Origin of the sequence: Citrobacter sp. S-77 (genome assembly GCF_963864895.1) — a bacterium.
Lineage (GTDB): Bacteria > Pseudomonadota > Gammaproteobacteria > Enterobacterales > Enterobacteriaceae > Citrobacter > Citrobacter murliniae.
In genome coordinates, this window is record NZ_CAWLWU010000002.1 from 2,533,148 (window position 1) to 2,555,401 (window position 22,254).

At 48.2% G+C, this 22,254-nt stretch carries 20 protein-coding genes and 1 pseudogene; 7 read left to right on the forward strand and 14 right to left on the reverse strand.

Annotation, left to right across the window (positions count from 1 at the left end):
- Together AACS05_RS12650 and tonB are read right to left on the reverse strand one after the other, a co-directional pair.
- A pseudogene (locus AACS05_RS12650) lies at window positions 1-741 on the reverse strand (helix-turn-helix domain-containing protein); the annotation flags it as partial.
- 99 nt (window positions 742-840) lie between these two features.
- Window positions 841-1,557, reverse strand: coding sequence for a TonB system transport protein TonB (tonB, locus tag AACS05_RS12655; RefSeq protein ID WP_045449648.1), 717 nt, complete (start codon window positions 1,555-1,557; stop codon window positions 841-843).
- A gap of 224 nt (window positions 1,558-1,781) precedes the next feature.
- Here tonB and AACS05_RS12660 point away from each other — a divergent pair, with 224 nt between their 5' ends.
- Complete coding sequence (locus AACS05_RS12660; protein WP_003020675.1) at window positions 1,782-2,078, forward strand: YciI family protein; 297 nt, start codon at window positions 1,782-1,784, stop codon at window positions 2,076-2,078.
- A 55-nt stretch (window positions 2,079-2,133) separates the two neighbouring features.
- Here AACS05_RS12660 and AACS05_RS12665 read toward each other — a convergent pair whose 3' ends face one another.
- Entirely contained in the window at window positions 2,134-2,307 is a 174-nt protein-coding gene (locus AACS05_RS12665; protein ID WP_135322069.1) for a YciY family protein, read from the reverse strand.
- A gap of 142 nt (window positions 2,308-2,449) precedes the next feature.
- Between AACS05_RS12665 and cls the strand changes: the two genes are divergently transcribed.
- Together cls and AACS05_RS12675 are read left to right on the forward strand one after the other, a co-directional pair.
- Window positions 2,450-3,910: a cardiolipin synthase gene (cls, locus tag AACS05_RS12670; protein ID WP_045443598.1), complete on the forward strand. Its 1,461-nt coding sequence runs from the start codon at window positions 2,450-2,452 to the stop codon at window positions 3,908-3,910.
- A 34-nt stretch (window positions 3,911-3,944) separates the two neighbouring features.
- On the forward strand, window positions 3,945-4,274 hold the full coding sequence (locus AACS05_RS12675; protein WP_003020691.1) for an HI1450 family dsDNA-mimic protein: 330 nt from the start codon (window positions 3,945-3,947) through the stop codon (window positions 4,272-4,274).
- 35 nt (window positions 4,275-4,309) lie between these two features.
- On the opposite strand, the gene AACS05_RS12680 is transcribed toward AACS05_RS12675, so the two are convergent.
- From AACS05_RS12680 to ychE, 7 genes are all read right to left on the reverse strand, one after another.
- Window positions 4,310-5,143, reverse strand: coding sequence for an ion transporter (locus tag AACS05_RS12680; RefSeq protein ID WP_045443599.1), 834 nt, complete (start codon window positions 5,141-5,143; stop codon window positions 4,310-4,312).
- 46 nt (window positions 5,144-5,189) lie between these two features.
- The gene (oppF, locus tag AACS05_RS12685) at window positions 5,190-6,194 is read right to left on the reverse strand and encodes a murein tripeptide/oligopeptide ABC transporter ATP-binding protein OppF (RefSeq protein WP_045443601.1); all 1,005 of its coding nucleotides are present in this window, start codon (window positions 6,192-6,194) and stop codon (window positions 5,190-5,192) included.
- On the reverse strand, window positions 6,191-7,204 hold the full coding sequence (gene oppD, locus AACS05_RS12690; RefSeq protein ID WP_045443604.1) for a murein tripeptide/oligopeptide ABC transporter ATP-binding protein OppD: 1,014 nt from the start codon (window positions 7,202-7,204) through the stop codon (window positions 6,191-6,193). Before oppD ends, oppF begins: the two co-directional genes overlap by 4 nt.
- A gap of 11 nt (window positions 7,205-7,215) precedes the next feature.
- Window positions 7,216-8,124, reverse strand: a complete 909-nt coding sequence (oppC, locus tag AACS05_RS12695; RefSeq protein WP_045443607.1) for an oligopeptide ABC transporter permease OppC — start codon at window positions 8,122-8,124, stop codon at window positions 7,216-7,218.
- 14 nt (window positions 8,125-8,138) lie between these two features.
- Window positions 8,139-9,059, reverse strand: coding sequence for an oligopeptide ABC transporter permease OppB (oppB, locus tag AACS05_RS12700; protein WP_005126405.1), 921 nt, complete (start codon window positions 9,057-9,059; stop codon window positions 8,139-8,141).
- Window positions 9,060-9,182: 123 nt separating this feature from the next.
- Window positions 9,183-10,814: an oligopeptide ABC transporter substrate-binding protein OppA gene (oppA, locus tag AACS05_RS12705; protein ID WP_045443609.1), complete on the reverse strand. Its 1,632-nt coding sequence runs from the start codon at window positions 10,812-10,814 to the stop codon at window positions 9,183-9,185.
- 773 nt (window positions 10,815-11,587) lie between these two features.
- Complete coding sequence (gene ychE, locus AACS05_RS12710) at window positions 11,588-12,235, reverse strand: NAAT family transporter YchE (RefSeq protein ID WP_045449650.1); 648 nt, start codon at window positions 12,233-12,235, stop codon at window positions 11,588-11,590.
- Between the two features lie 487 nt (window positions 12,236-12,722).
- Between ychE and adhE the strand changes: the two genes are divergently transcribed.
- Window positions 12,723-15,401, forward strand: a complete 2,679-nt coding sequence (gene adhE, locus AACS05_RS12715) for a bifunctional acetaldehyde-CoA/alcohol dehydrogenase (RefSeq protein WP_045443611.1) — start codon at window positions 12,723-12,725, stop codon at window positions 15,399-15,401.
- A 226-nt stretch (window positions 15,402-15,627) separates the two neighbouring features.
- Here adhE and tdk read toward each other — a convergent pair whose 3' ends face one another.
- Window positions 15,628-16,245 carry a thymidine kinase gene (gene tdk / locus AACS05_RS12720; protein ID WP_045443613.1) on the reverse strand — a complete coding sequence of 206 codons (618 nt, stop codon included), beginning with the start codon at window positions 16,243-16,245 and terminating at the stop codon, window positions 15,628-15,630.
- A gap of 644 nt (window positions 16,246-16,889) precedes the next feature.
- Here tdk and hns point away from each other — a divergent pair.
- Window positions 16,890-17,303, forward strand: a complete 414-nt coding sequence (gene hns, locus AACS05_RS12725; RefSeq protein WP_006684280.1) for a histone-like nucleoid-structuring protein H-NS — start codon at window positions 16,890-16,892, stop codon at window positions 17,301-17,303.
- 140 nt (window positions 17,304-17,443) lie between these two features.
- Here the strand turns inward: hns and galU are convergent, their stop codons facing one another.
- From galU to rssA, 3 genes are all read right to left on the reverse strand, one after another.
- Window positions 17,444-18,352 (reverse strand): UTP--glucose-1-phosphate uridylyltransferase GalU, encoded by a 909-nt coding sequence (gene galU, locus AACS05_RS12730; protein ID WP_045443617.1) that lies wholly within the window; start codon window positions 18,350-18,352, stop codon window positions 17,444-17,446.
- Between the two features lie 204 nt (window positions 18,353-18,556).
- Window positions 18,557-19,570 carry a two-component system response regulator RssB gene (gene rssB, locus AACS05_RS12735; RefSeq protein WP_045443620.1) on the reverse strand — a complete coding sequence of 338 codons (1,014 nt, stop codon included), beginning with the start codon at window positions 19,568-19,570 and terminating at the stop codon, window positions 18,557-18,559.
- Window positions 19,571-19,660: 90 nt separating this feature from the next.
- Entirely contained in the window at window positions 19,661-20,566 is a 906-nt protein-coding gene (gene rssA / locus AACS05_RS12740) for a patatin-like phospholipase RssA (RefSeq protein WP_045443623.1), read from the reverse strand.
- 111 nt (window positions 20,567-20,677) lie between these two features.
- On the opposite strand from rssA, the gene AACS05_RS12745 reads away from it, so the two are divergent.
- On the forward strand, window positions 20,678-21,133 hold the full coding sequence (locus AACS05_RS12745) for a YchJ family protein (RefSeq protein ID WP_045443627.1): 456 nt from the start codon (window positions 20,678-20,680) through the stop codon (window positions 21,131-21,133).
- Window positions 21,134-21,189: 56 nt separating this feature from the next.
- A complete protein-coding gene (gene purU / locus AACS05_RS12750) occupies window positions 21,190-22,032 on the forward strand; it encodes a formyltetrahydrofolate deformylase (protein ID WP_045443630.1) in 843 nt (280 codons plus the stop codon).
- Window positions 22,033-22,254: the final 222 nt, after the last annotated feature.

Below are 22,254 nucleotides of genomic sequence, written 5' to 3' on the forward strand. Positions count from 1 at the left end.
GGGTAACCTGCTCAGGGCCGGATTTCAGCAGATTAGGATGCCGGTAAAAGCGATGATGGCTGTTAGTGGTTTTGTGATATGCCCGTTTCACTGGCACCAGGAGCCGGTATTCATCCAGCAGGTTAAACAGATGGTCTCGTCCGATATTCAGCATTTTATCGGACTGAGTGTTCAGCAGATAGTGCAGTTTACGCGTACCGATTCGCGGCTGACGACACCTGACTCGGGCAACAAACTCAAGAACCTGAACATGATGTTCCTGTCTTTTTCTGCGTCTTGTATTGTCCTGATACCACGCCTGTCTGCTGTGCCCCAGGAACTGGCATGCACGCGTAACAGTTATTTTTGGGGCCGGACTTTGCGCGAGGACTTGCCGGGCCGCTTTTTTACAACGCTCACCCCGTAATCATTTTTCAGGACGTTGATAACCGACTCAAAAAACTCAGCTTTCTGGTTCGCCAGCTCAAGCTGTTCTTCAAGTTCCCTGATTCTTTGCTCGGGTGTAAGCGGGATAATCGTCTGAGCCACAGGCAGTTTCCTCTTCACCAGGTCAGGAAGTCCGGGACTCCAGTCAAGTCGGCCATACTTACGCAACCAGACAAGAACGGTGGAGCGCCCCTGAATACCATACCGCTGCTGGGCCTGCTTATAGGTCATCTCGCCTTTTTCAACCTGCTCAACAACAGCTATTTTAAAGGATAGAGGGTAATCGCGTTGGGTGCGTTTGAACTCAGTCATCATCACGTTCTCCGTATTTAAGTCAGGAACGTGTCAACGCTATTCAGGATGGGTCACGTAATACAAAAAAGCCTCCAATGGAGGCTTTTTTGTTTGTTTTTCTTACTCTATTTGCGTGGTGCCATTCATTCGGAAGACAATGTTCACCACCAAGCCAGATCCAGGTTTTCCTGCCTCATAGCGCCATCTGCGCATCGCATTCTTCACTTCACGCTCAAACATATTGGCAGGCTGTGCGGAAAGCACCTCCACATTCTCCACCCGACCATCTGATGTGACGTCAAATTTAACTTTTACGCGGCCTTCAATACGCAGGGCCTGCGCACGCGGCGGATACTGCGGTTGATTACGGCTCAACGCACGCGGACCAGCGGGTACGCTCACTGCAGGTTTACTGGTTGCCGGCGCGGTACTGGTAGTCGGACGAGCAGGCGCTGTATTTTCAAACAGCGAAGCCGTACGTGGTTCAGCCGGTTTAACGTCACGCTTCGGCTGTTCTTGTACCTTTTTCACCGGTTTTGGTTTCGGTTTTGGTTTAGGCTTCGGTTTCTCAATCACTACCGGCGCCTCTTTCGGTGGCTCCGGGATTGGCTCAGGTTCCGGTTCAGGCTCCACGACAGGTTCCGGCGGCGGCTGAACTACCTGAGGTGGTTCGAGATCGGCGGGCGCAACCATTGTGATGGAGATTGGCTGCGCAGGCGCAGGCAGTTCAATAACCTGATGTACCGAGGTATACAGCAGACCTGCCACTACAGCACCGTGAATGCCGACGGAAAGTAACGTCGGCCAGGGAAAGCGACGAGGTAAATCAAGGGTCATTGAAGTCATAATCGTTTCAGTTAAAAAACCAGGCCCTGATTTTAAATGCAAATAGCAATCATATTCAATAAGGCCAGTGAAGTAAGCGGCATTTAAAACGCAATTTCATGTAAATAAACCATCATTATAATGTGGTCTTAACAAATCGGTTATCTTTACGTTGCAGTTACCAGACCTTTCCAATAACGTAATTAACGACTTTTACCGATTAAGGAGCTCTTCCCGTGCTGTACGTTATTTATGCTCAAGATATCGCCGACTCTCTCGAAAAACGTCTTTCCGTGCGTCCAGCTCATCTGGCTCGTCTACAGCTTCTCCATGACGAAGGTCGTCTTCTGACCGCAGGCCCAATGCCGGCAGTTGACAGCAACGATCCGGGAGCTGCGGGATTTACGGGTTCAACAGTGATTGCCGAATTTGAATCTTTAGAAGCAGCACAAGCGTGGGCTGAAGCGGACCCGTACGTAGCAGCAGGTGTCTATGCACAGGTTTCAGTGAAGCCGTACAAAAAAGTATTTTGATTTAGAAAGAAAGCGATAGAAATACATTGGGCACCACTGGGGTGCCCTTTTTCGATCAGATTCCGTGGATCGCAAACAGTAACGAGTTACGTTGATGGTTGAGAATACACTTTCTGATGGTATGGATACGCATATTACGACGCGATTGTCCTTCAAGCCAACGCGCTTTACGGCGGCTGGCCTGACGCTGCATCCGCCAGCGCCCCACTTCCGTTCTACTACGCTTCATGTTAACTACTCTTCCAGTCACAGAGTGGGCATTATACCGCCAGACCGAACGCAGACCAGTGGTTTTCCCGTGTTTTTATTTGCCAGATGAATCTTGATGCGTAAACTCTTAACAATACGCTTTCAAAAGGATTTTTAAATTTATGACAACCTTCTACACGGTGGTGAGTTGGCTGGTCATTCTGGGATACTGGGTACTCATTGCTGGCGTAACATTACGCATTCTGATGAAGCGACGCGCAGTACCCTCAGCAATGGCCTGGCTTTTGATCATCTATATTCTGCCATTAGTAGGGATCATTGCTTATTTGTCCTTTGGTGAACTCCACCTCGGTAAGCGCCGCGCCGAACGGGCCAGGGCGATGTGGCCTTCAACGGCCAAGTGGCTGAACGATCTCAAAGCTTGTAAGCATATTTTTGCTCAGGAGAACAGCAGCGTCGCCGCATCTTTATTTAAGCTGTGCGAACGACGTCAGGGAATTGCAGGTGTTAAGGGGAATCAGCTTCAGCTTCTCACCAGTTCTGACGACGTTATGCAGGCGCTTATCCGCGACATACAACTGGCACGGCATAATATTGAGATGGTGTTTTACATCTGGCAACCTGGCGGTATGGCCGATCAGGTCGCTGAATCATTAATGGCGGCAGCACGTCGGGGGATCCACTGTCGTTTGATGCTGGATTCCGCAGGCAGCGTGGCCTTCTTCCGTAGCCCGTGGGCCGCCATGATGCGTAACGCCGGCATCGAAGTTGTCGAGGCGCTGAAAGTTAACCTAATGCGTGTCTTTTTGCGCCGCATGGACCTGCGCCAGCACCGTAAAATGGTCATGATCGATAATTACATCGCTTATACCGGCAGCATGAACATGGTGGATCCACGTTTCTTTAAACAGGATTCAGGTGTCGGCCAATGGGTTGATCTGATGGCGAGGATGGAAGGCCCGGTAGCGACAGCCATGGGGATCGTCTACTCCTGTGACTGGGAAATTGAGACCGGTAAGCGCATTTTACCACCGCCACCTGATGTCAATATTATGCCTTTTGAGCAGGCCAGCGGGCACACAATTCACACCATTGCGTCAGGTCCGGGTTTTCCTGAAGATTTAATTCATCAGGCTTTATTGACCGCTGCGTATTCCGCACGCGAATATTTAATTATGACCACGCCCTACTTCGTCCCCAGCGACGATCTGTTGCACGCCATCTGTACGGCGGCACAGCGTGGAGTCGATGTCAGTATTATTCTTCCCCGCAAGAATGACTCAATGTTGGTGGGTTGGGCAAGCCGGGCATTTTTCACCGAACTGCTGGCTGCTGGCGTCAAAATTTACCAGTTTGAAGGCGGCCTGTTACACACCAAGAGCGTGCTGGTCGATGGCGAGTTGAGTCTGGTCGGTACTGTGAACCTGGATATGCGTAGTCTGTGGCTGAACTTTGAAATCACGTTAGTGATTGACGATGCCGGGTTTGGTGCCGATCTTGCAGCGGTACAGGACGATTACATCTCCCGTTCCCGCCTGCTTGATGCGCGTTTATGGGTAAAACGACCACTCTGGCAGCGGATCACCGAGCGACTGTTTTACTTCTTTAGCCCGTTGCTGTAAAACGTGCCCAAGAGACGGTAAACAGGTAGTCATTATGGATATGGATTTGAACAATCGCCTGACTGAAGATGAAACGCTTGAGCAGGCTTATGATATTTTTCTCGAACTGGCAGCAGACAACCTTGATCCTGCTGACATCATTCTGTTCAATTTGCAATTTGAAGAGCGTGGCGGCGCAGAATTATTTGACCCGGCGGAAGACTGGCAGGAGCACGTCGATTTTGACCTGAATCCTGACTTTTTTGCCGAAGTAGTGATCGGTCTGGCCGATACCGAAGATGGTGAGATTAACGATATTTTCGCGCGCGTTCTGTTATGCCGCGAAAAAGATCACAAACTCTGCCACATTCTCTGGCGCGAATAATCAAACAAAAAAGCTGCTCTCGCAGCTTTTTTTATTTAATCAGGCAGTTTACTTCCACAGCGATTACAAAATTGTGCGCTGTGTTCGTGCTGGCTCTGCTGGCACTGAGAGCATTTACGTTGATTCTGGCGATGTTGAAACGCACTGCTCATATGCGTCGTAATCAACCCCGTCGGTATCGCAATCACCGAATAACCAATCAAAATAAGCACCGACGCTACCATGCGACCTAATGGCGTATGTGGAGTGTCGCCATACCCCACCGTCGTTACCGTCACTATTGCCCAGTAGACCGACGCATTCAGCGTAGTAAAGCCATATTTTGGCCCTTCAATAAGGTACATCAACGCGCCGAAAATAATCATCAGAATGGCAATAAATGAATAGAACAGGATCAGCTGATGACGCGCACTTTTGATGGCACTCCAGAATACGCGCAATGATGGCATAAAGCGCAGGAGTTTGAGGATACGCAGCACACGAATGGCACGCATCGCTCGCCAGGCAAAAACATAATTAAGACTGATTTCAGGCCATAGCCACATCACATACAGCGGTAATATGGTGGCCAGATCAATAATTCCCCAAAAGCTAAACACGTATTTAGCCGGATTAGCCCAGCAGCACAATCGAAGCAGATATTCGATGGTGAAAACCAGGGTAATAAATATCTCCAGCCAAACGAAAGAACGCCATTCATCAAAAGTTAAATGGTATTGCGTCCCAACGCCTGACTCAACGAAGATAACAATGACGCTGAGCAACGCAAACAACGCACACATGCCTTCAAAACGACGGCCTGAACGCGTGTTTAAATCGAATAATTTGCGATAGAGCGCACGCCGGACAGAAGACACTAAGCCAGACACATTCACCTCACCTGAAAGAAGGGCTGACTTTTGTCAGCCCTCTCGATTATAGCGGGTCTACTTTCAGGCAGGAAACCGCATGGCGGAAACTCCCCTCAAGAACCGGCCGCGTTTTCGCACATTCAGGTCCGGCAATCGGGCAGCGCGTGCGGAACACGCAACCTGACGGAGGATTAATCGGTGACGGCAGTTCGCCTTCCAGCAACTGGATAGTCTTGTTCCTTTCCAGATCAGGGTCGGGAATTGGCACCGCCGACATCAGGGCTTTGGTGTAAGGATGCAGCGGATTATGGTACACCTCATCATAAGTACCTAATTCCACCGCATGCCCCAGATACATCACCAGCACGCGATCGGAAATGTGTTTAACCACTGCCAAATCGTGGGCAATAAAGATTAACGACAATCCCATTTCACGCTGTAGCTGTTGCAGCAGGTTTACCACCTGCGCCTGAATTGACACGTCCAACGCGGAAACCGGTTCATCGCAAATAATCAGCTTCGGCTCAAGGATAAGTGCACGAGCAATACCGATACGCTGGCATTGTCCGCCCGAAAACTCATGCGGGTAACGGTTAATCAGGTTTGGCAGCAAACCGACCTTCATCATCATAGCCTTCACGCGATCGCGAACTTCCTGACCAGGCAGACCAGGATGATAAGTTCGTAGCGGTTCGGCAATAATTTCGCCAATGGTCATACGCGGATTTAATGATGCCAGCGGATCCTGGAAAATCATCTGAATGTCGCTGCGTACTTCCCGCCACTCATCAGGCTTCATACCCAGCAGATCTTTACCCAGCCAGGCAACCTTGCCATCGGTGGCTTTCACCAGGCCGATAATCGCCCGCGCAAACGTCGATTTACCACAACCGGACTCACCCACTACGCCTAACGTTTCACCTTCATACAGTCGCAGGGTTACGCCATCAACTGCCTTCAGGGTTTTCGATGGCTGCCAAAACCACTGTTTACCGTCTTTGATATCGAAATGGACTTTGAGGTCGGCTATTTCGAGGAGCACTTTACGTTGTTCAGTAACCGCTGTCATACCAGTTCCTCCACCGGTTTAAAGCAGGCGCGCAGACGGCCCGGACTAAACTCTTCCAGTGGCGGAGCACTGCTACAAATTTCCATAGCATGCGGACAACGTGGCTGGAACGGACACCCTTTTGGCAAACGCAACAGGTTTGGTGGATTGCCCGGGATAGTCAGCATCTCTTCGCCTTCAGCATCCAGGCGCGGCACCGCATTGAGCAAGCCGATAGAATACGGATGAACGGGCTTATAAAAGACATCGCGCGCGCTGCCATACTCCATGGTACGTCCGGCATACATCACCAGAACCTTGTCGCAGATACCCGCGACCACGCCCAGGTCGTGGGTGATCATAATGATCGCGGTATTGAATTCACTTTTAAGCTCATTCAGTAGCGTCATAATTTGTGCCTGAACCGTCACATCCAGCGCAGTAGTCGGCTCATCAGCTATCAGTAGCTTTGGCCGACAGAGCAGCGCCATGGCAATCATCACACGCTGGCGCATCCCGCCGGAGAATTCATGCGGATACATTTTCATGCGCTTGCGTGCTTCCGGCATTTTTACCGCGTCCAGCATTCTGACGGATTCTTCAAAGGCTTCCGCTTTACTCATGCCTTTGTGTAGCATCAGAACTTCCATTAACTGCTCCCCGACCCGCATATACGGATTCAGAGAGGTCATCGGGTCCTGAAAGATCATCGAAATTTGCTCGGCACGCAGTTTGTTCAGCTCGCGCTCGGGTAAATTCAGAATTTCATGCCCGTTAAATGTTGCAGATCCACCAATGCGGCCATTCGCCGCCAGCAATCCCATCAGGGCAAACGCCGTTTGTGATTTCCCTGAACCAGACTCTCCCACAATGCCCAGCGTTTCACCGGCACGCAGCGTGAAGTTCAAATCGTTTACCGCAGTTACGTCACCATCAGGGGTTTCAAACGTCACGCGAAGGTCTTTAACGTCCAGCAGTGCGTTAGCCTGTTGTTGCGCGAGCGGCACGGTTGAGGTTTCAATTACGCTCATGGCTGCACTCCTTAACGGTCTTTCGGATCGAGGGCATCACGCAAGCCATCGCCAATAAAGTTGAAACAGAACAAAGTGACCACCAGGAAACCTGCCGGGAACAACAGCAGCCACGGAGAGACTTCCATCGAGTTAGCGCCATCGCTTAGTAGTGCGCCCCAACTGCTTAACGGTTCCTGAGTACCTAAGCCGAGAAAGCTCAGGAAGGATTCAAACAGGATCATGCTTGGTACCAGTAGCGAAGCGTAAACCACCACCACACCCAACACGTTCGGCACAATGTGACGGATAACGATACGCACGGTAGACACCCCACCCACCTGCGCCGCTTCGATAAACTCCTTGCGCTTCAGACTCAGGGTTTGGCCACGCACGATACGCGCCATATCCAACCAGGATACCATCCCAATCGCCACAAAAATCAGCAGGATATTCTGTCCAAAGAAGGTGACCAACAAAATCACGAAGAACATAAACGGGAAGGAGTTGAGAATTTCCAGCAGACGCATCATTACAGAGTCAATTTTGCCGCCCAGATAACCCGACAGCGACCCGTACAACGTGCCCACAATCACCGCCACCAGCGCCGCAGCAATCCCAACCATCAGCGAGATACGCCCGCCAATCGCCACACGCACCAGCAGATCGCGTCCTGATGAGTCAGTACCGAAATAGTGTCCGGACTCTGTATCCGGCGCGCTGGACATCATTCCCCAGTCGGTATCGAAGTAGGTAAACTGCGACAACATAGGCGCCAGCGTTACAAAGAGCGCAATGATGACCAGCACTATCAGGCTTGCCACCGCCGCGCGGTTATGCATAAAGCGTCGACGAGCATCCTGCCAAAGGCTGCGACCTTCGACCTCCAGCTTTTCACTGAAATTCTCCAGTGTCTCGCTGTTTTTCTTACTTAACATCATAGCGAGCTCCAGTATCAGTAACGAATTTTCGGGTCGATAACGGCATACAGCACATCGACAATCGCATTAAACACGATGGTCAGCGCCCCCACCAGGATGGTCAGACTCAATACCAGCGAGTAATCGCGGTTCAGCGCGCCATTCACGAACAACTGTCCAATACCTGGTAAGCCATAAATAGTTTCAATAACCATTGAACCGGTAATAATACCGACGAATGCCGGGCCCATATAGGACAGTACAGGCAACAGCGCGGGTTTTAATGCGTGGCGGAAAATAATGCGTCGCATCGGCAGCCCTTTGGCTCGAGCAGTACGAATAAAGTTAGAGTGCAACACTTCAATCATCGAGCCGCGAGTAATACGGGCGATACTGGCGATATAAGCGAGTGATAACGCCACCATCGGCAGGATCATGAATTTCAGCGCCCCACCGTTCCAGCCTCCGCCGGGTAACCATTTCAGCGTTATCGCAAATATCATGACTAATAAGGGAGCAACAACGAAACTGGGGATCACCACCCCGGTCATCGCTACCCCCATTACCGTGTAATCCCAGCGGGTATTTTGCTTCAATGCGGCAATCACACCAGCACTCACCCCGATAACAACCGCGAGAATAAAGGCGGCAGCACCCAACTTCGCAGAAACCGGAAAGCTTGAAGCGACCAGGTCATTAACCGTGTAGTCTTTATATTTAAATGAGGGTCCAAAATCACCATGCGCCAGTTGCTTCAGGTAGCTGAAGTACTGTGTCGAGATCGGGTCATTAAGATGGTATTTAGCTTCAATATTCGCCAGAACTTCTGGCGGCAGCGCGCGCTCCCCGGTGAAAGGACTTCCCGGTGCAAGGCGCATCATAAAGAATGAAATCGTAATAAGAATAAACAGCGTCGGAATCGCTTCCAGACAGCGGCGTAATATAAATTTCAACATTGCCCGTACCTTCTGGCGTGTGCCTTTACACCTCTTTCACCCAAACGTCATGGCAAAGAGGTGTTTATAGTTCAATGAAAAAAGACACTGTGGGGCAAAAAAAGATTGCCCCACGTCTTGCCATTAATGCTTGATAATATACAAGTCTTTAACGTGGATATTATCCATCGGGTCTTTACCGGAGTATCCGCCTACCCATGGTTTCACCAGGCGGGCGTTAACATAGTAATAAACCGGTACAATCGCAGAGTCGGCATCAAGCTGCTGTTCTGCTTTCGAATACAGCTCACTACGCTGCGCTTCATCCGTAGCTTTCAGAGTATCTGCAATCAGCTTGTCAAATGCAGGGCTCTTATAGTGGACGGTGTTGTTGGAGCTGTCAGACAGCACCATATTCAGGAAAGAGGTCGGCTCGTTGTAATCCGCACACCAGCCTGCACGCGAAACATCATAGTTGCCCTGATGACGCGTATCGAGGAAGGTCTTCCACTCCTGGTTTTCCAGCTTCACGTTTGCGCCCAGATTTTTCTTCCAGATAGATGCCGCAGCGATAGCCAGTTTCTTATGCAGATCAGAGGTGTTATACAGCAGATCGAAGGTCAGTGGTTTTTCAGCAGTGAAGCCTGCTTCAGCCAGCAGTTTTTTAGCTTCTTCGTTACGTTTTTCCTGTGACCATTTGAACCACTCTGGTTCAACCAGTTTCGCGCCATCGGTATATGGCGGTGTAAAGCTATAAGCCGGTAGATCGCCCTGGTTTTTTACTTTGTTGACGATAATGTCACGATCCAGCGCCAGCTTCAGTGCGGTACGAACACGAACATCGTTGAACGGTGCTTTCTGGTTGTTAATTTCGTAATAGTAGGTACACAGATACGGATCAACGTGAACTTCGTTCGGGATCTCTTTTTTCAGCTTCTGGAATAACTCAATCGGCATGTTGTTATAGGTCATGTCGATTTCACCACTGCGATAGCGGTTAACGTCAGTGACTTCAGAGGAAATAGGCAGGTAGGTTACCTGGTTAATAACCGTTTTATCGTTGTCCCAGTAGTTGGTATTACGCTCAAGCACAATGCGTTCGTTAACTACCCAATCTTTCAGTTTGTATGACCCGTTAGAAACGATGTTAGCTGGCTGGGTCCATTTATCACCAAATTTTTCAACAACGGCTTTAGGGACTGGTGAAACGGAAGAGTGAACAAGCAGTTTATAAAAATAAGGAACTGGTTCACTAAGGGTCACTTCAAAGGTATGGTCATCAACCGCTTTTACACCGAGGTCTGTTACCGACTTTTTACCGGCGATAATATCATCAATATTGACAATATGACCGTACTGCAAATAACTGGCATACGGTGATGCGGTATTCGGATTGGCCAGACGCTGCCAGCTATAGACGAAATCTTGTGCAGTAACAGGTGTTCCGTCAGACCATTTTGCGTCTTTACGCAGATGGAATGTCCAGACTTTAAAATCTTTATTTTCCCATTTCTCAGCCACGCCTGGTGATGGTTTGCCATCAACGTCACTGATTAATAAACCTTCGAATAAGTCACGGTTAATGTTGGATTCCGGTACACCTTCGATTTTATGTGGATCGAGTGACTGAACTTCCGAGCCATTATTACGCACCAGCGTCTGTTTTTCAGCAAGCTGAACACCAGCTGGCACAACTGCCGCCGTAGCAACATTCCCGGCTATTAGCGCAGTTAGGATCCCCGCAGCTACTAAACTTTTTTTTGTGATGTTAGACATTGTGTTTGTACTCCCTCATTATTATGGCTGGTTTTATAACCAGACTGTTAATCCTGTTAGGATTCCTGTACAGCACCGGAGATTTTCTGCCGTCAGGTGGTTTATTGTTTACTGCTCGCTATCACCGACTTTATTTATTCTGGCGATTCGTACGACCGCCTTGCGTCGATTATCTACGTACCTCCCCTGCCGGAAGCACGCTACTACTTTTGCTGTGAGAAACTAATTGAAAATTATTCTCATCAACGTGAAATCTTCTGCAAAATACCTGGCCGGAAAGTACCAAATGCGTTTCTTAACCGCCAATACATTTTACAGATTTGTTAACCAATTCTCTTTTATCGAAAATAAATCGCACTAAACAGAGTCTCAACAAAAGAGAGAGCTTACAATAAAAACAAAAAAATCAACTAGATACGTCAAATTCGCAGTAAACAACCCTGTCCGGTCTCTGCTTGACGTCAAAATGTACATAAAATTAACAATTGGTTATTAATTAGCACATTCATCTAAAATAGATGCTGAAATAACTAATAACATTTCGATAATCCTACAGCAAGCCCCAGAGTATGATGTTAATAAAATAACAATGACTCCGCAGCTCAACCGTAATGCCTTTAAAATAATTATCTTTAAAATCAATACATAATGTAAATATACGCAACCAGCCGCTTCAATCATTCCAGTGCTGGTTTTCAACTTTAGTGAGAGGTTTTACTAATAATGAAAAGAAACGGAGCTGGAATCAGCTCCGTTTGCGGTAAACAAACTCGTCAGGCAAGCAAGCCAGGGAAGATGGATTTGATCCCGGTGACAATGAATTCGATACCCAATGCCATAAGCAATAACCCCATAATTCGCGTAATGACGTTGATACCTGTTTGCCCCAGCAGGCGAACCAGCCAGGGTGCCATGCGGAAAAGTCCCCAACAACACAAGGCAAACAACGCAATTGCTACAAAGAAACCGAACAGGTTTATTGCACTGTGATAACGAGTTCCCCAGACGATGGTTGAACTTATCGCCCCCGGCCCCGCCATCAACGGCAATGCCAGCGGGACAACACCGATACTTTCACGTATGGCGGTCTCTGATTTTTCCTGTTTGTTTTGCTTATCTTCCCCGAGTTTTCCGCTGATCATCGACATCGCAATGGTGACAACCAGAATCCCACCGGCAATCCTGAACGAATCAATCGAAATACCGAAGAGTTGTAGAATACCGTCACCAAGGAACAAAGAGATCCACAGGATGATAGCAACTGACAGGTTCGCCGTGAGGTTTGTTTTATTACGCGCCGCAGCGGTTTGGTAGCTGGTCATGCTGATGAAAACAGGGATGATCCCTACGGGGTTGACCAACGCAAATAACCCAATGAAAAATTTAAAATAAACAGGAAAATCAAATAGCGTTTGGATCACGGTTAGCTCCGAAGCGTTAGCCGGATAAAAATGAGTCATAAAAATTGATTAAAACCGCGCTGAAGATACGCCTTTTAGCAGCATAGTTCACCTTCTATCTGTGTATATGTGTGTAAACACGCTACCATTACTCAGTGTTATTAATATGTATTAAATATGATAATGTTACACCCATCCATCACATCAATTTATTAACACTTACCGATAAACGCTAAAAGGGCCTGCTGAAAGGTGTCAGCTTTGCGTAATTTTGATCCAGATCACGCAATTACTACTCAGAAGTGAGTAACCTTGCTTACGCCACCTGGAGGTAACGCGTTAGAGTTAAATGACGCTAGCGTATAAGCTCTTTTAGTAAATCAATGTAAATGGACGTTAATTAACCGTTTGATTTTCAAAACGTTACACAAATTTTCGTCGATCTGTCTATACTCTCGTATCGAGCAGATGATTTACTAAAAAAGTTTAACATTATCAGGAGAGCATTATGGCTGTTACTAATGTCGCTGAACTTAACGCACTTGTAGAGCGCGTAAAAAAAGCCCAGCGTGAATATGCCAGTTTCACTCAAGAACAAGTCGACAAAATCTTCCGCGCCGCCGCTCTGGCTGCCGCAGATGCTCGAATCCCTCTCGCGAAGATGGCCGTTGCCGAATCAGGCATGGGTATCGTCGAAGATAAAGTGATTAAAAACCACTTTGCTTCCGAATACATCTATAACGCTTATAAAGATGAAAAAACCTGTGGTGTCTTAGCTGAAGACCACACCTTCGGTACTATCACTATTGCTGAACCTATCGGCATTATCTGCGGTATCGTACCAACTACTAACCCGACTTCTACCGCTATCTTCAAATCGCTGATCAGCCTGAAGACCCGTAACGCCATCATCTTTTCTCCGCACCCACGTGCTAAAGATGCAACCAACAAAGCAGCTGATATTGTTCTGCAGGCTGCTATCGCTGCTGGTGCACCGAAAGATCTGATCGGCTGGATCGATCAACCTTCCGTTGAACTGTCTAACGCCCTGATGCATCACCCGGACATCAACCTGATCCTTGCGACCGGTGGTCCAGGCATGGTTAAAGCAGCATACAGCTCTGGTAAACCGGCAATCGGCGTAGGCGCAGGTAACACTCCTGTTGTTATCGACGAAACGGCTGATATCAAACGTGCTGTTGCATCTGTACTGATGTCCAAAACTTTCGATAACGGCGTAATCTGTGCTTCCGAGCAGTCCGTTGTGGTTGTTGATTCTGTCTATGACGCTGTTCGCGAACGTTTCGCCAGCCACGGCGGCTACATGCTGCAGGGCAAAGAGCTGAAAGCTGTTCAGGATGTTATCCTGAAAAATGGCGCGCTGAATGCTGCTATCGTTGGTCAACCGGCATACAAAATTGCTGAGCTGGCAGGTTTCTCAGTACCGACTACCACCAAGATTCTGATTGGTGAAGTTAAAGTTGTTGATGAAAGCGAACCGTTTGCACACGAGAAACTGTCACCAACGCTGGCAATGTACCGTGCTAAAGACTTCGAAGACGCTGTTGAGAAAGCAGAAAAATTGGTTGCAATGGGCGGTATCGGTCACACCTCGTGCTTGTACACCGACCAGGACAACCAGCCAGAACGCGTTGCTCACTTCGGTCAGATGATGAAAACCGCGCGTATCCTGATTAACACCCCTGCTTCTCAGGGTGGTATCGGTGACCTGTACAACTTTAAACTCGCGCCTTCCCTGACTCTGGGTTGTGGTTCCTGGGGTGGTAACTCCATCTCTGAAAACGTTGGTCCTAAGCACCTGATCAACAAGAAAACCGTTGCTAAGCGAGCTGAAAACATGTTGTGGCACAAACTTCCGAAATCTATCTACTTCCGTCGTGGCTCACTGCCAATCGCACTGGATGAAGTGATTACCGATGGTCACAAACGTGCTCTGATCGTGACCGACCGCTTCCTGTTCAACAACGGTTACGCTGACCAGATCACCTCCGTTCTGAAAGCTGCTGGTGTTGAAACTGAAGTGTTCTTTGAAGTTGAAGCTGACCCGACTCTGACCGTTGTTCGCAAAGGCGCTGAGCTGGCTAACTCCTTCAAACCAGACGTTATCATTGCGCTGGGTGGTGGTTCCCCGATGGACGCCGCGAAGATCATGTGGGTAATGTACGAACATCCGGAAACCCACTTCGAAGAACTGGCGCTGCGCTTTATGGATATTCGTAAACGTATCTACAAGTTCCCGAAAATGGGTGTGAAAGCGAAAATGATCGCTGTCACTACCACTTCCGGTACGGGTTCTGAAGTAACGCCGTTTGCGGTTGTTACCGACGATGCAACCGGTCAGAAATATCCGCTGGCAGATTACGCTCTGACCCCGGATATGGCGATTGTCGACGCCAACCTGGTGATGGATATGCCGAAGTCTCTGTGTGCTTTCGGTGGTCTGGATGCTGTAACTCACGCTCTGGAAGCTTACGTTTCCGTGCTGGCTTCTGAATTCTCCGATGGCCAGGCTCTGCAAGCGCTGAAACTGCTGAAAGAAAACCTGCCAGCGTCCTACCATGAAGGTTCTAAGAACCCGGTAGCTCGTGAACGTGTACACAGTGCAGCGACTATTGCCGGTATCGCGTTTGCTAACGCCTTCCTGGGCGTATGTCACTCAATGGCGCACAAATTGGGTTCTCAGTTCCACATTCCTCACGGTCTGGCGAACGCCCTGTTGATCAGCAACGTTATCCGCTATAACGCGAACGACAACCCAACTAAGCAGACTGCATTCAGCCAGTACGACCGCCCTCAGGCACGTCGTCGCTACGCTGAAATCGCAGATCATCTGGGTCTGAGTGCTCCGGGCGACCGTACAGCAGCAAAAATCCAGAAACTGCTGGCATGGCTGGAAGAAATCAAAGCTGAGCTGGGTATTCCTAAGTCTATCCGTGAAGCTGGCGTTCAGGAAGCTGACTTCCTGGCACACGTTGACAAACTGTCTGAAGATGCGTTTGATGACCAGTGTACCGGTGCTAACCCGCGTTATCCGCTGATTTCTGAACTGAAACAGATCCTGATGGATACTTACTACGGTCGTGAATACAACGAAGGTGAAACTGTCGCTAAAACAGAAGTAACTGCTGCGCCAAAAGCTGAGAAAAAAGCGAAAAAATCCGCTTAATTCCCACGCATAAGTTTTAGCATCACCATAAACGGTCCCGATGGGACCGTTTTTTTTCGTCTGAATCTTACAAATTCAAACGGTTCTGGCATCAGACATTGTAGGTCAATGGCACTAACAGAAAATCGTACATAGAAGGCAAGAACGGCGTCAGAAGAGAGAGTATGGTCAGGGTAGACCAATAGACCTACCCAGGGTGTATCAGCGCTTATGAGCGTTTGAGGGATTAATTGTGGTTGTGTCGTTCCTGAATGGCCGTTAAAGAGCCTTCAGACTGCGCTTCTTTATAATGCTTGCGGCATACCGATACATAACGCTCATTCCCGCCTATTACGACCTGCTCGCCCTCATTAAAAGGTCGCCCAGCCTGATCAAGTCGTAATACCATGCTCGCCTTGCGGCCACAGAAGCAAATGGTCTTTAATTCAACCAGCTTATCTGACCATGCGAGCAGGTATTCGCTGCCACCAAATAATTCACCACGAAAATCGGTGCGTAAACCGTAACATAAAACAGGAATATCGAGCTGATCGACAACCTCTGATAATTCATAAACCTGTTGTCGTGTCAAAAACTGAGACTCGTCCACCAGCACACAATGTATTCTTTGCTGCGCATTCTCCGCACGAATCTCTTCGAACAATGATGAATTTTGGTTAAACAATTTTGCAGGTGACGACAGTCCTATACGTGAACTTACTTTTCCCGCACCAAAGCGATCATCAATTTCCGCTGTATATACAACAGCACGCATACCGCGTTCCTGATAATTGTACGAAGATTGCAGCAATGCAGTCGACTTACCTGCATTCATTGCAGAATAGTAAAAATATAGCTGTGCCATTGACCGTAAGCCCTCACCTGGGGAAATAAATATGCGCAGGATTGTAGCATAACTCGCAAACTTGTCGGTGTTCGTCGTCACCAGAAGGTATAAAAGAGCGGACACTCATCACCCTCCTCCCCCTAAATAATGTGGGTACAGTAAGTGTTCGCGGGAGCATTCTTAAGTGTGCAATGTTGTAAATGCGCACAACCAAAGTGCAAGTGACATGAAGTATGACGCGTATATACACACTCTTTCACAAATAGTGCTAACAAAATTCATCAATGCTACTTATCGTCACAGATCAATAAAGAACCCTTGCTCTTATTGTTATTGCCTCTCGCTGTGACAACCTCGTAATAGCGAATTTCCGTAAGCAAAACTAATACAAAAGGTTGAAATTGCTGCAAAGAGATACTATTACAACACGGTAAAAATGTGACCTGAATCCTGAATTTTTACTCTCCCCTGATGAGAAGCCCCCTCACCAATAAGCCTTTTTTATGCCGTTCATCAGGTAAAATTTAAGACTGGAGAATAAATAATGATACTAAATAAAGCGCAATTTTGAATTCCTTACATTCCTGGCTATTGCACAACTGAATTTATAGCTCTATTATTAGCTCAACAAACCACCCCAATATAAGTTTGAGATTACTAAAATGAGCGAAGCACTTAAAATTCTGAACAACATCCGTACTCTTCGTGCGCAGGCAAGAGAATGTACTCTGGAAACGCTTGAAGAAATGCTGGAAAAATTAGAAGTTGTCGTTAGCGAGCGTCGCGAAGAAGAAAGCGCTGCCGCTGCTGAAGTTGAAGAGCGTACTCGTAAACTGCAACAATATCGTGAAATGCTGATTGCTGACGGTATTGACCCTAACGAACTGCTGAATAGCATGGCTGCTGTTAAATCTGGCACCAAAGCTAAGCGCGCAGCACGTCCGGCTAAATATAGCTATGTTGACGAAAATGGTGAAACCAAAACCTGGACTGGTCAGGGTCGTACACCGGCTGTGATCAAGAAAGCAATGGAAGAACAAGGTAAACAACTGGACGATTTCCTGATCAAGGATTAATTCAGAATTAGTTTGCTTAAAATCCCGCCTGTGGCGGGATTTTTTTTTATCTGTACTTCGTACAACACCCCACCCGGATTAGGTATAAAAAAACGGCGCTGGATTAACAGCGCCGTTTCGTCCTGATTAATACCGGACTGTTACTTCTTAATACCCATCTCGTCTTCGAGCCAGGCTTTAAATTCAGCGCCAAGCGTATTATGGCGAATACCATATTCAACGAACGCCTGCATATAACCTAGCTTATTACCACAGTCATGGCTTTTGCCCTTCATATGGTAGGCTTCAACTGTTTCTTTTTCAATCAGCATATCGATGGCATCGGTCAACTGAATTTCATCACCGGCTCCCGGAGGTGTTTTTGCCAGCAGAGGCCAGATATCTGCGCTGAGAACATAACGTCCGACAACAGCAAGATTAGAAGGTGCAACATCGGCTTTTGGTTTTTCAACTACACCAACCATCGGTACGCTTTCACCCGGTGTTAATTCAACGCCTTTACAATCAACAACACCGTAAGCCGTCACATCCGCTACAGGTTCCACCATAATCTGACTGCTGCCAGTTTCATCGAAACGGTGGATCATTTCAGCGAGGTTATCGCGGGATAAATCAGATTCGTATTCATCAAGAATAACGTCTGGCAGAATGACCGCAACGGGTTCATCGCCAACAACCGGATGCGCGCACAATACCGCGTGACCCAGACCTTTAGCCAGCCCTTGACGAACTTGCATAATAGTCACGTGTGGCGGGCAAATAGATTGAACCTCTTCGAGAAGCTGACGTTTTACACGTTTTTCCAGCATAGCTTCAAGTTCAAAGCTTGTATCGAAGTGGTTTTCAATTGAATTTTTAGACGAATGAGTCACCAGCACAATTTCAGTGATACCCGCAGCAATACATTCGTTTACGACGTACTGAATTAATGGCTTATCAACCAGTGGAAGCATCTCTTTCGGGATTGCTTTCGTAGCCGGTAGCATCCTGGTTCCTAATCCCGCTACCGGGATAACGGCCTTTTTGACTTTTGAATTTAGGGCAGCCATTTAAAACTCTCCTGGACTGTTCATGTATTGAACGTGTTCATTAATCTGTATCGCATCCGAGTATATCAGTACCGCGACAAGCATCAGGTCTGAAAAGGACGCGGGTCGGAATAATTAAGACAATTACCAATAAATCTGGCGCTGATAGTAGCACTCACGCAGACAAGGAGGTGAAGTAATTTTATTCTCCTCCTATTCGATTGTTCATTCCGCAGACAACATCAGACGCAGACGTCCTCCAGCCCCCCAAATTTGGCACTGCCAGGACTCACAGCGTTGACTTAGCTGGTTAAGATAAGTATTACCTAATGTCCCCAGGGGAACACCATTACTGATTTGTACGTGATGTGAGCCTGTATTTAATGTCGCATTCAGACCCGCGGATACCAGTATCAGATTTTTTAATCCACTATGATAATACCCCACCAGCAACGGAAACTGACCCGGTAAGTTGGCCTGTCGCAGCAGATGGTTAACCTGTTTCAATAATGTTCCCAGTTCCGGCAACCGTTGATTTTGATGTGCCAGCTGTTCCTGCAGCAGCCCATTAAACAATGCGCGCAATAACAGTGCGGCCAAAACACCATTGTCCCCCGCTCGAGTCACATCCAGACAATAGAAAGCGAGGTCGTGGTCTGACAGCGGCGCGATATCAAGCACCAACCCCGGTTGGTCGGCGGCAACCAGTTGTCGATAATTAATTCGACATTGAGAGATAACTTGCTGAACCGGAGGCTGTAACTCCTGCAGCAGTTTTGCAGCAGCCGCAGGGTCATCTACCATTGCATCCCAGTCACGGAACAACCGCTCCTCTTCTTCTACACGTGAGTTAAACATGTTGGGATAGAGACACGCAAAGACCGTTTCACGCAGGCGGTTGAGGTCCTTTACTGGCTTTAGCAGTACATCGTCCACACCGAGCCGCAGCGCTTTGGCAATATCAGCCATATTTTCCGTTGCAGAGATAACCAGAATCGGCGTTTGATCGCCGCGATTACGCAGATATTCGACCAGTTTAAGACCGTTCATTCTCGGCATAGCAAGATCGCAGATCATCAAATCAGGTGTGAAGTGTCCAAGTAACTCCAGCGCATCAAGCCCATCGCCTGCTACAGCCGTTGTCGCTCCCAAAGAGGAAAACCATGAATCCAGAAGCGAGCGAAATACAGGCTCATCTTCAACAATAAGAATCTGTTTTCCGACCAATGGCTGCGTCATATTCTCCCCCCTGACTGGCTTTAATAAATAGTGGCATGCTATTGCTACTCACGCCTGTCAGAATTTACTTAAGTGTTGATAAAAAATGCGTTAAACGTTGGTCTTCACCAGGGGCAAAAGTTCATCCATTTTCTTCTCTACCGCTAACTGCCCGGCAGCAATCGCGGCGCTTGCGCGGTGAAAATCCAGCGTGGATATTTGCGGACAAAATGGCTGAATAAGGATATCTGGCGGATCACCGGCCATGCGGTTGCGTTTAAGACGGTTTTCCAGAACCTGAATTGAGGTCGTCATGATCTCCATCGCCGTCGGCGCGGTTACTGCACGTCGCGCAGTAATATTACTCAACCGCTCTTTCAGGCGAGCATGCCACGAAAGCTCATCATCACTCGACTCTGTGTCATTGCTGACGTTGAAGGAGAGCAGATCTTGTTGCATGAGATGCGCATCATGTTGCAGATCGACTGCAATGACGATATCAGCGCCCATCGCTCGTGTGAGAGAGACTGGCACGGGGTTAACTACTGCGCCATCAACCAACCAGTAGCCATTATGTGCAACCGGAGACATCAGGCCAGGAATACTGCAGGAGGCTCGGACTGCAAGGTGCAAGTCACCTTCCGTAAACCATAGCTCCCGGCCAGTACTCAAATTGGTCGCAACAGTTGCAAAACGGCGAGAGCATTGTTCGATGGCTTCCACCGGCATGACATTACGATACTGGTTAAATACCCGTTCACCGCGCAGTAATCCCCCCCTGCGCCACGAGAGATCCATCAGACGTAACACATCCCAGTAGCTAAATGAGCAGACCCACTGCTCAAGGGCGGGTAATTTGTTGCAAGCGTAGGCGGCCCCGACCAGCGAACCGATGGAACACCCTGCCACAATATCAATATCAATGCCCATGTGTTTAAGGGCCTTAATCACACCGATGTGCGACCAGCCTCGTGCTGCGCCGGAACCTAGCGCCAGCCCAATTTTAATTTTTCTCATTGTACCTACAGACTTCCCCTGGCTTGCAGACGTAGCAACATCGCCACGGCTCAGTTAACATAGTGCCACCGTGGCGTTTTTACGCCGTTTTTTTATTCCAGGGAGTAATTTGTGTCTCAGCTTTGTCCCTGTGGTAGCGCTGTCGAGTATAGCCTATGTTGCTACCGTTATGTGTCCGGCGCGCAAGTAGCACCTACGCCGTCACACCTCATGCGTTCTCGTTACTGTGCTTTTGTGATGAAAGACGCAGATTACCTGATTAAAACCTGGCACCCGGACTGTAATGCAGCCGCTTATCGGGATGATATTATCGCAGGGTTTGCCCATACCGAATGGCTCGGACTGACCATTTTTGAACAGGCGACGTCAGACACAGACAATGTCGGATATGTCAGCTTCGTTGCGCGTTTTTCTGAACAGGGGAAAACAGGCGCAATTATCGAGCGATCTCGTTTTTTAAAGGAAAACGGCCAGTGGTATTATATTGATGGTACGCGCCCTCAACCAGGCCGAAACGACCCCTGCCCTTGCGGGTCAGGTAAAAAATTTAAAAAGTGCTGCGGCTAACCAATGCCCGACAGCGCATCAATGATGCAAACATTCTCAACAGGATTACCCCGGCAATGCATTCACAACAACGTAAAGTTCTTCGCACTATCTGTCCCGATCAGAAAGGTTTGATCGCACGGATCACCAATATTTGTTACAAGCATGAACTGAACATCGTGCAAAACAATGAATTTGTTGACCATCGCACCGGGCGCTTTTTTATGCGCACGGAACTGGAAGGTATTTTTAATGACGTCACGCTACTGACCGATCTGGACAGCGCCTTACCAGAAGGTTCAATTCGCGAACTAACGCCGGCAGGACGTCGCCGCATTGTTATATTGGTCACCAAGGAAGCACATTGTCTGGGTGACCTGTTAATGAAAGCCAATTATGGCGGACTCGATGTTGAAATTGCTGCGGTTATTGGCAACCACGATACGCTGCGTTCTCTGGTTGAGCGTTTTGATATTCCCTTTGAGCTGGTCAGCCACGAAGGATTAACACGCGAAGAACACGATCAGAAAATGGCCGATGCCATCGACGCACATCAGCCCGATTATGTTGTATTGGCGAAATATATGCGTGTTTTGACCCCAGAATTTGTTTCACGCTTTCCGAATAAGATCATTAATATTCACCACTCGTTCCTGCCAGCCTTTATTGGTGCACGTCCGTACCATCAGGCTTATGAGCGCGGTGTTAAAATTATCGGTGCAACGGCTCACTATGTGAATGATAACCTCGATGAAGGTCCAATTATTATGCAGGACGTGATTCATGTGGATCACACCTATACCGCAGAAGATATGATGCGTGCGGGCCGCGACGTAGAAAAAAATGTTTTAAGCCGGGCCTTGTATCAGGTTCTGGCCCAGCGAGTCTTTGTCTACGGTAACCGAACGATTATTCTGTAATCGATTGATAATTAAATTGGTTACCTTTACATCTTTACGCGTAAAAATCAGGCAACCAGTTCTTTTTTATCAACGGAATACTTTACAGCGGCGCGTCATTTGATATGATGCGCCCCGCTTCCCACCGGAAGCAGGCCAGTACAAGCATTACCCCGTGGTGGGGTTCCCGAGCGGCCAAAGGGAGCAGACTGTAAATCTGCCGTCATCGACTTCGAAGGTTCG

Bases quoted from the DNA above. Each gene is read 5' to 3' on its own strand.
- tonB (WP_045449648.1), bottom strand. From the start codon at position 1,557: ATGACCCTTGATTTACCTCGTCGCTTTCCCTGGCCGACGTTACTTTCC.
- AACS05_RS12665 (WP_135322069.1), bottom strand. From the start codon at position 2,307: ATGAAGCGTAGTAGAACGGAAGTGGGGCGCTGGCGGATGCAGCGTCAG.
- cls (WP_045443598.1), top strand. From the start codon at position 2,450: ATGACAACCTTCTACACGGTGGTGAGTTGGCTGGTCATTCTGGGATAC.
- AACS05_RS12675 (WP_003020691.1), top strand. From the start codon at position 3,945: ATGGATATGGATTTGAACAATCGCCTGACTGAAGATGAAACGCTTGAG.
- oppF (WP_045443601.1), bottom strand. From the start codon at position 6,194: ATGACAGCGGTTACTGAACAACGTAAAGTGCTCCTCGAAATAGCCGAC.
- oppD (WP_045443604.1), bottom strand. From the start codon at position 7,204: ATGAGCGTAATTGAAACCTCAACCGTGCCGCTCGCGCAACAACAGGCT.
- oppC (WP_045443607.1), bottom strand. From the start codon at position 8,124: ATGATGTTAAGTAAGAAAAACAGCGAGACACTGGAGAATTTCAGTGAA.
- oppB (WP_005126405.1), bottom strand. From the start codon at position 9,059: ATGTTGAAATTTATATTACGCCGCTGTCTGGAAGCGATTCCGACGCTG.
- oppA (WP_045443609.1), bottom strand. From the start codon at position 10,814: ATGTCTAACATCACAAAAAAAAGTTTAGTAGCTGCGGGGATCCTAACT.
- adhE (WP_045443611.1), top strand. From the start codon at position 12,723: ATGGCTGTTACTAATGTCGCTGAACTTAACGCACTTGTAGAGCGCGTA.
- tdk (WP_045443613.1), bottom strand. From the start codon at position 16,245: ATGGCACAGCTATATTTTTACTATTCTGCAATGAATGCAGGTAAGTCG.
- hns (WP_006684280.1), top strand. From the start codon at position 16,890: ATGAGCGAAGCACTTAAAATTCTGAACAACATCCGTACTCTTCGTGCG.
- galU (WP_045443617.1), bottom strand. From the start codon at position 18,352: ATGGCTGCCCTAAATTCAAAAGTCAAAAAGGCCGTTATCCCGGTAGCG.
- rssB (WP_045443620.1), bottom strand. From the start codon at position 19,570: ATGACGCAGCCATTGGTCGGAAAACAGATTCTTATTGTTGAAGATGAG.
- rssA (WP_045443623.1), bottom strand. From the start codon at position 20,566: ATGAGAAAAATTAAAATTGGGCTGGCGCTAGGTTCCGGCGCAGCACGA.
- purU (WP_045443630.1), top strand. From the start codon at position 21,190: ATGCATTCACAACAACGTAAAGTTCTTCGCACTATCTGTCCCGATCAG.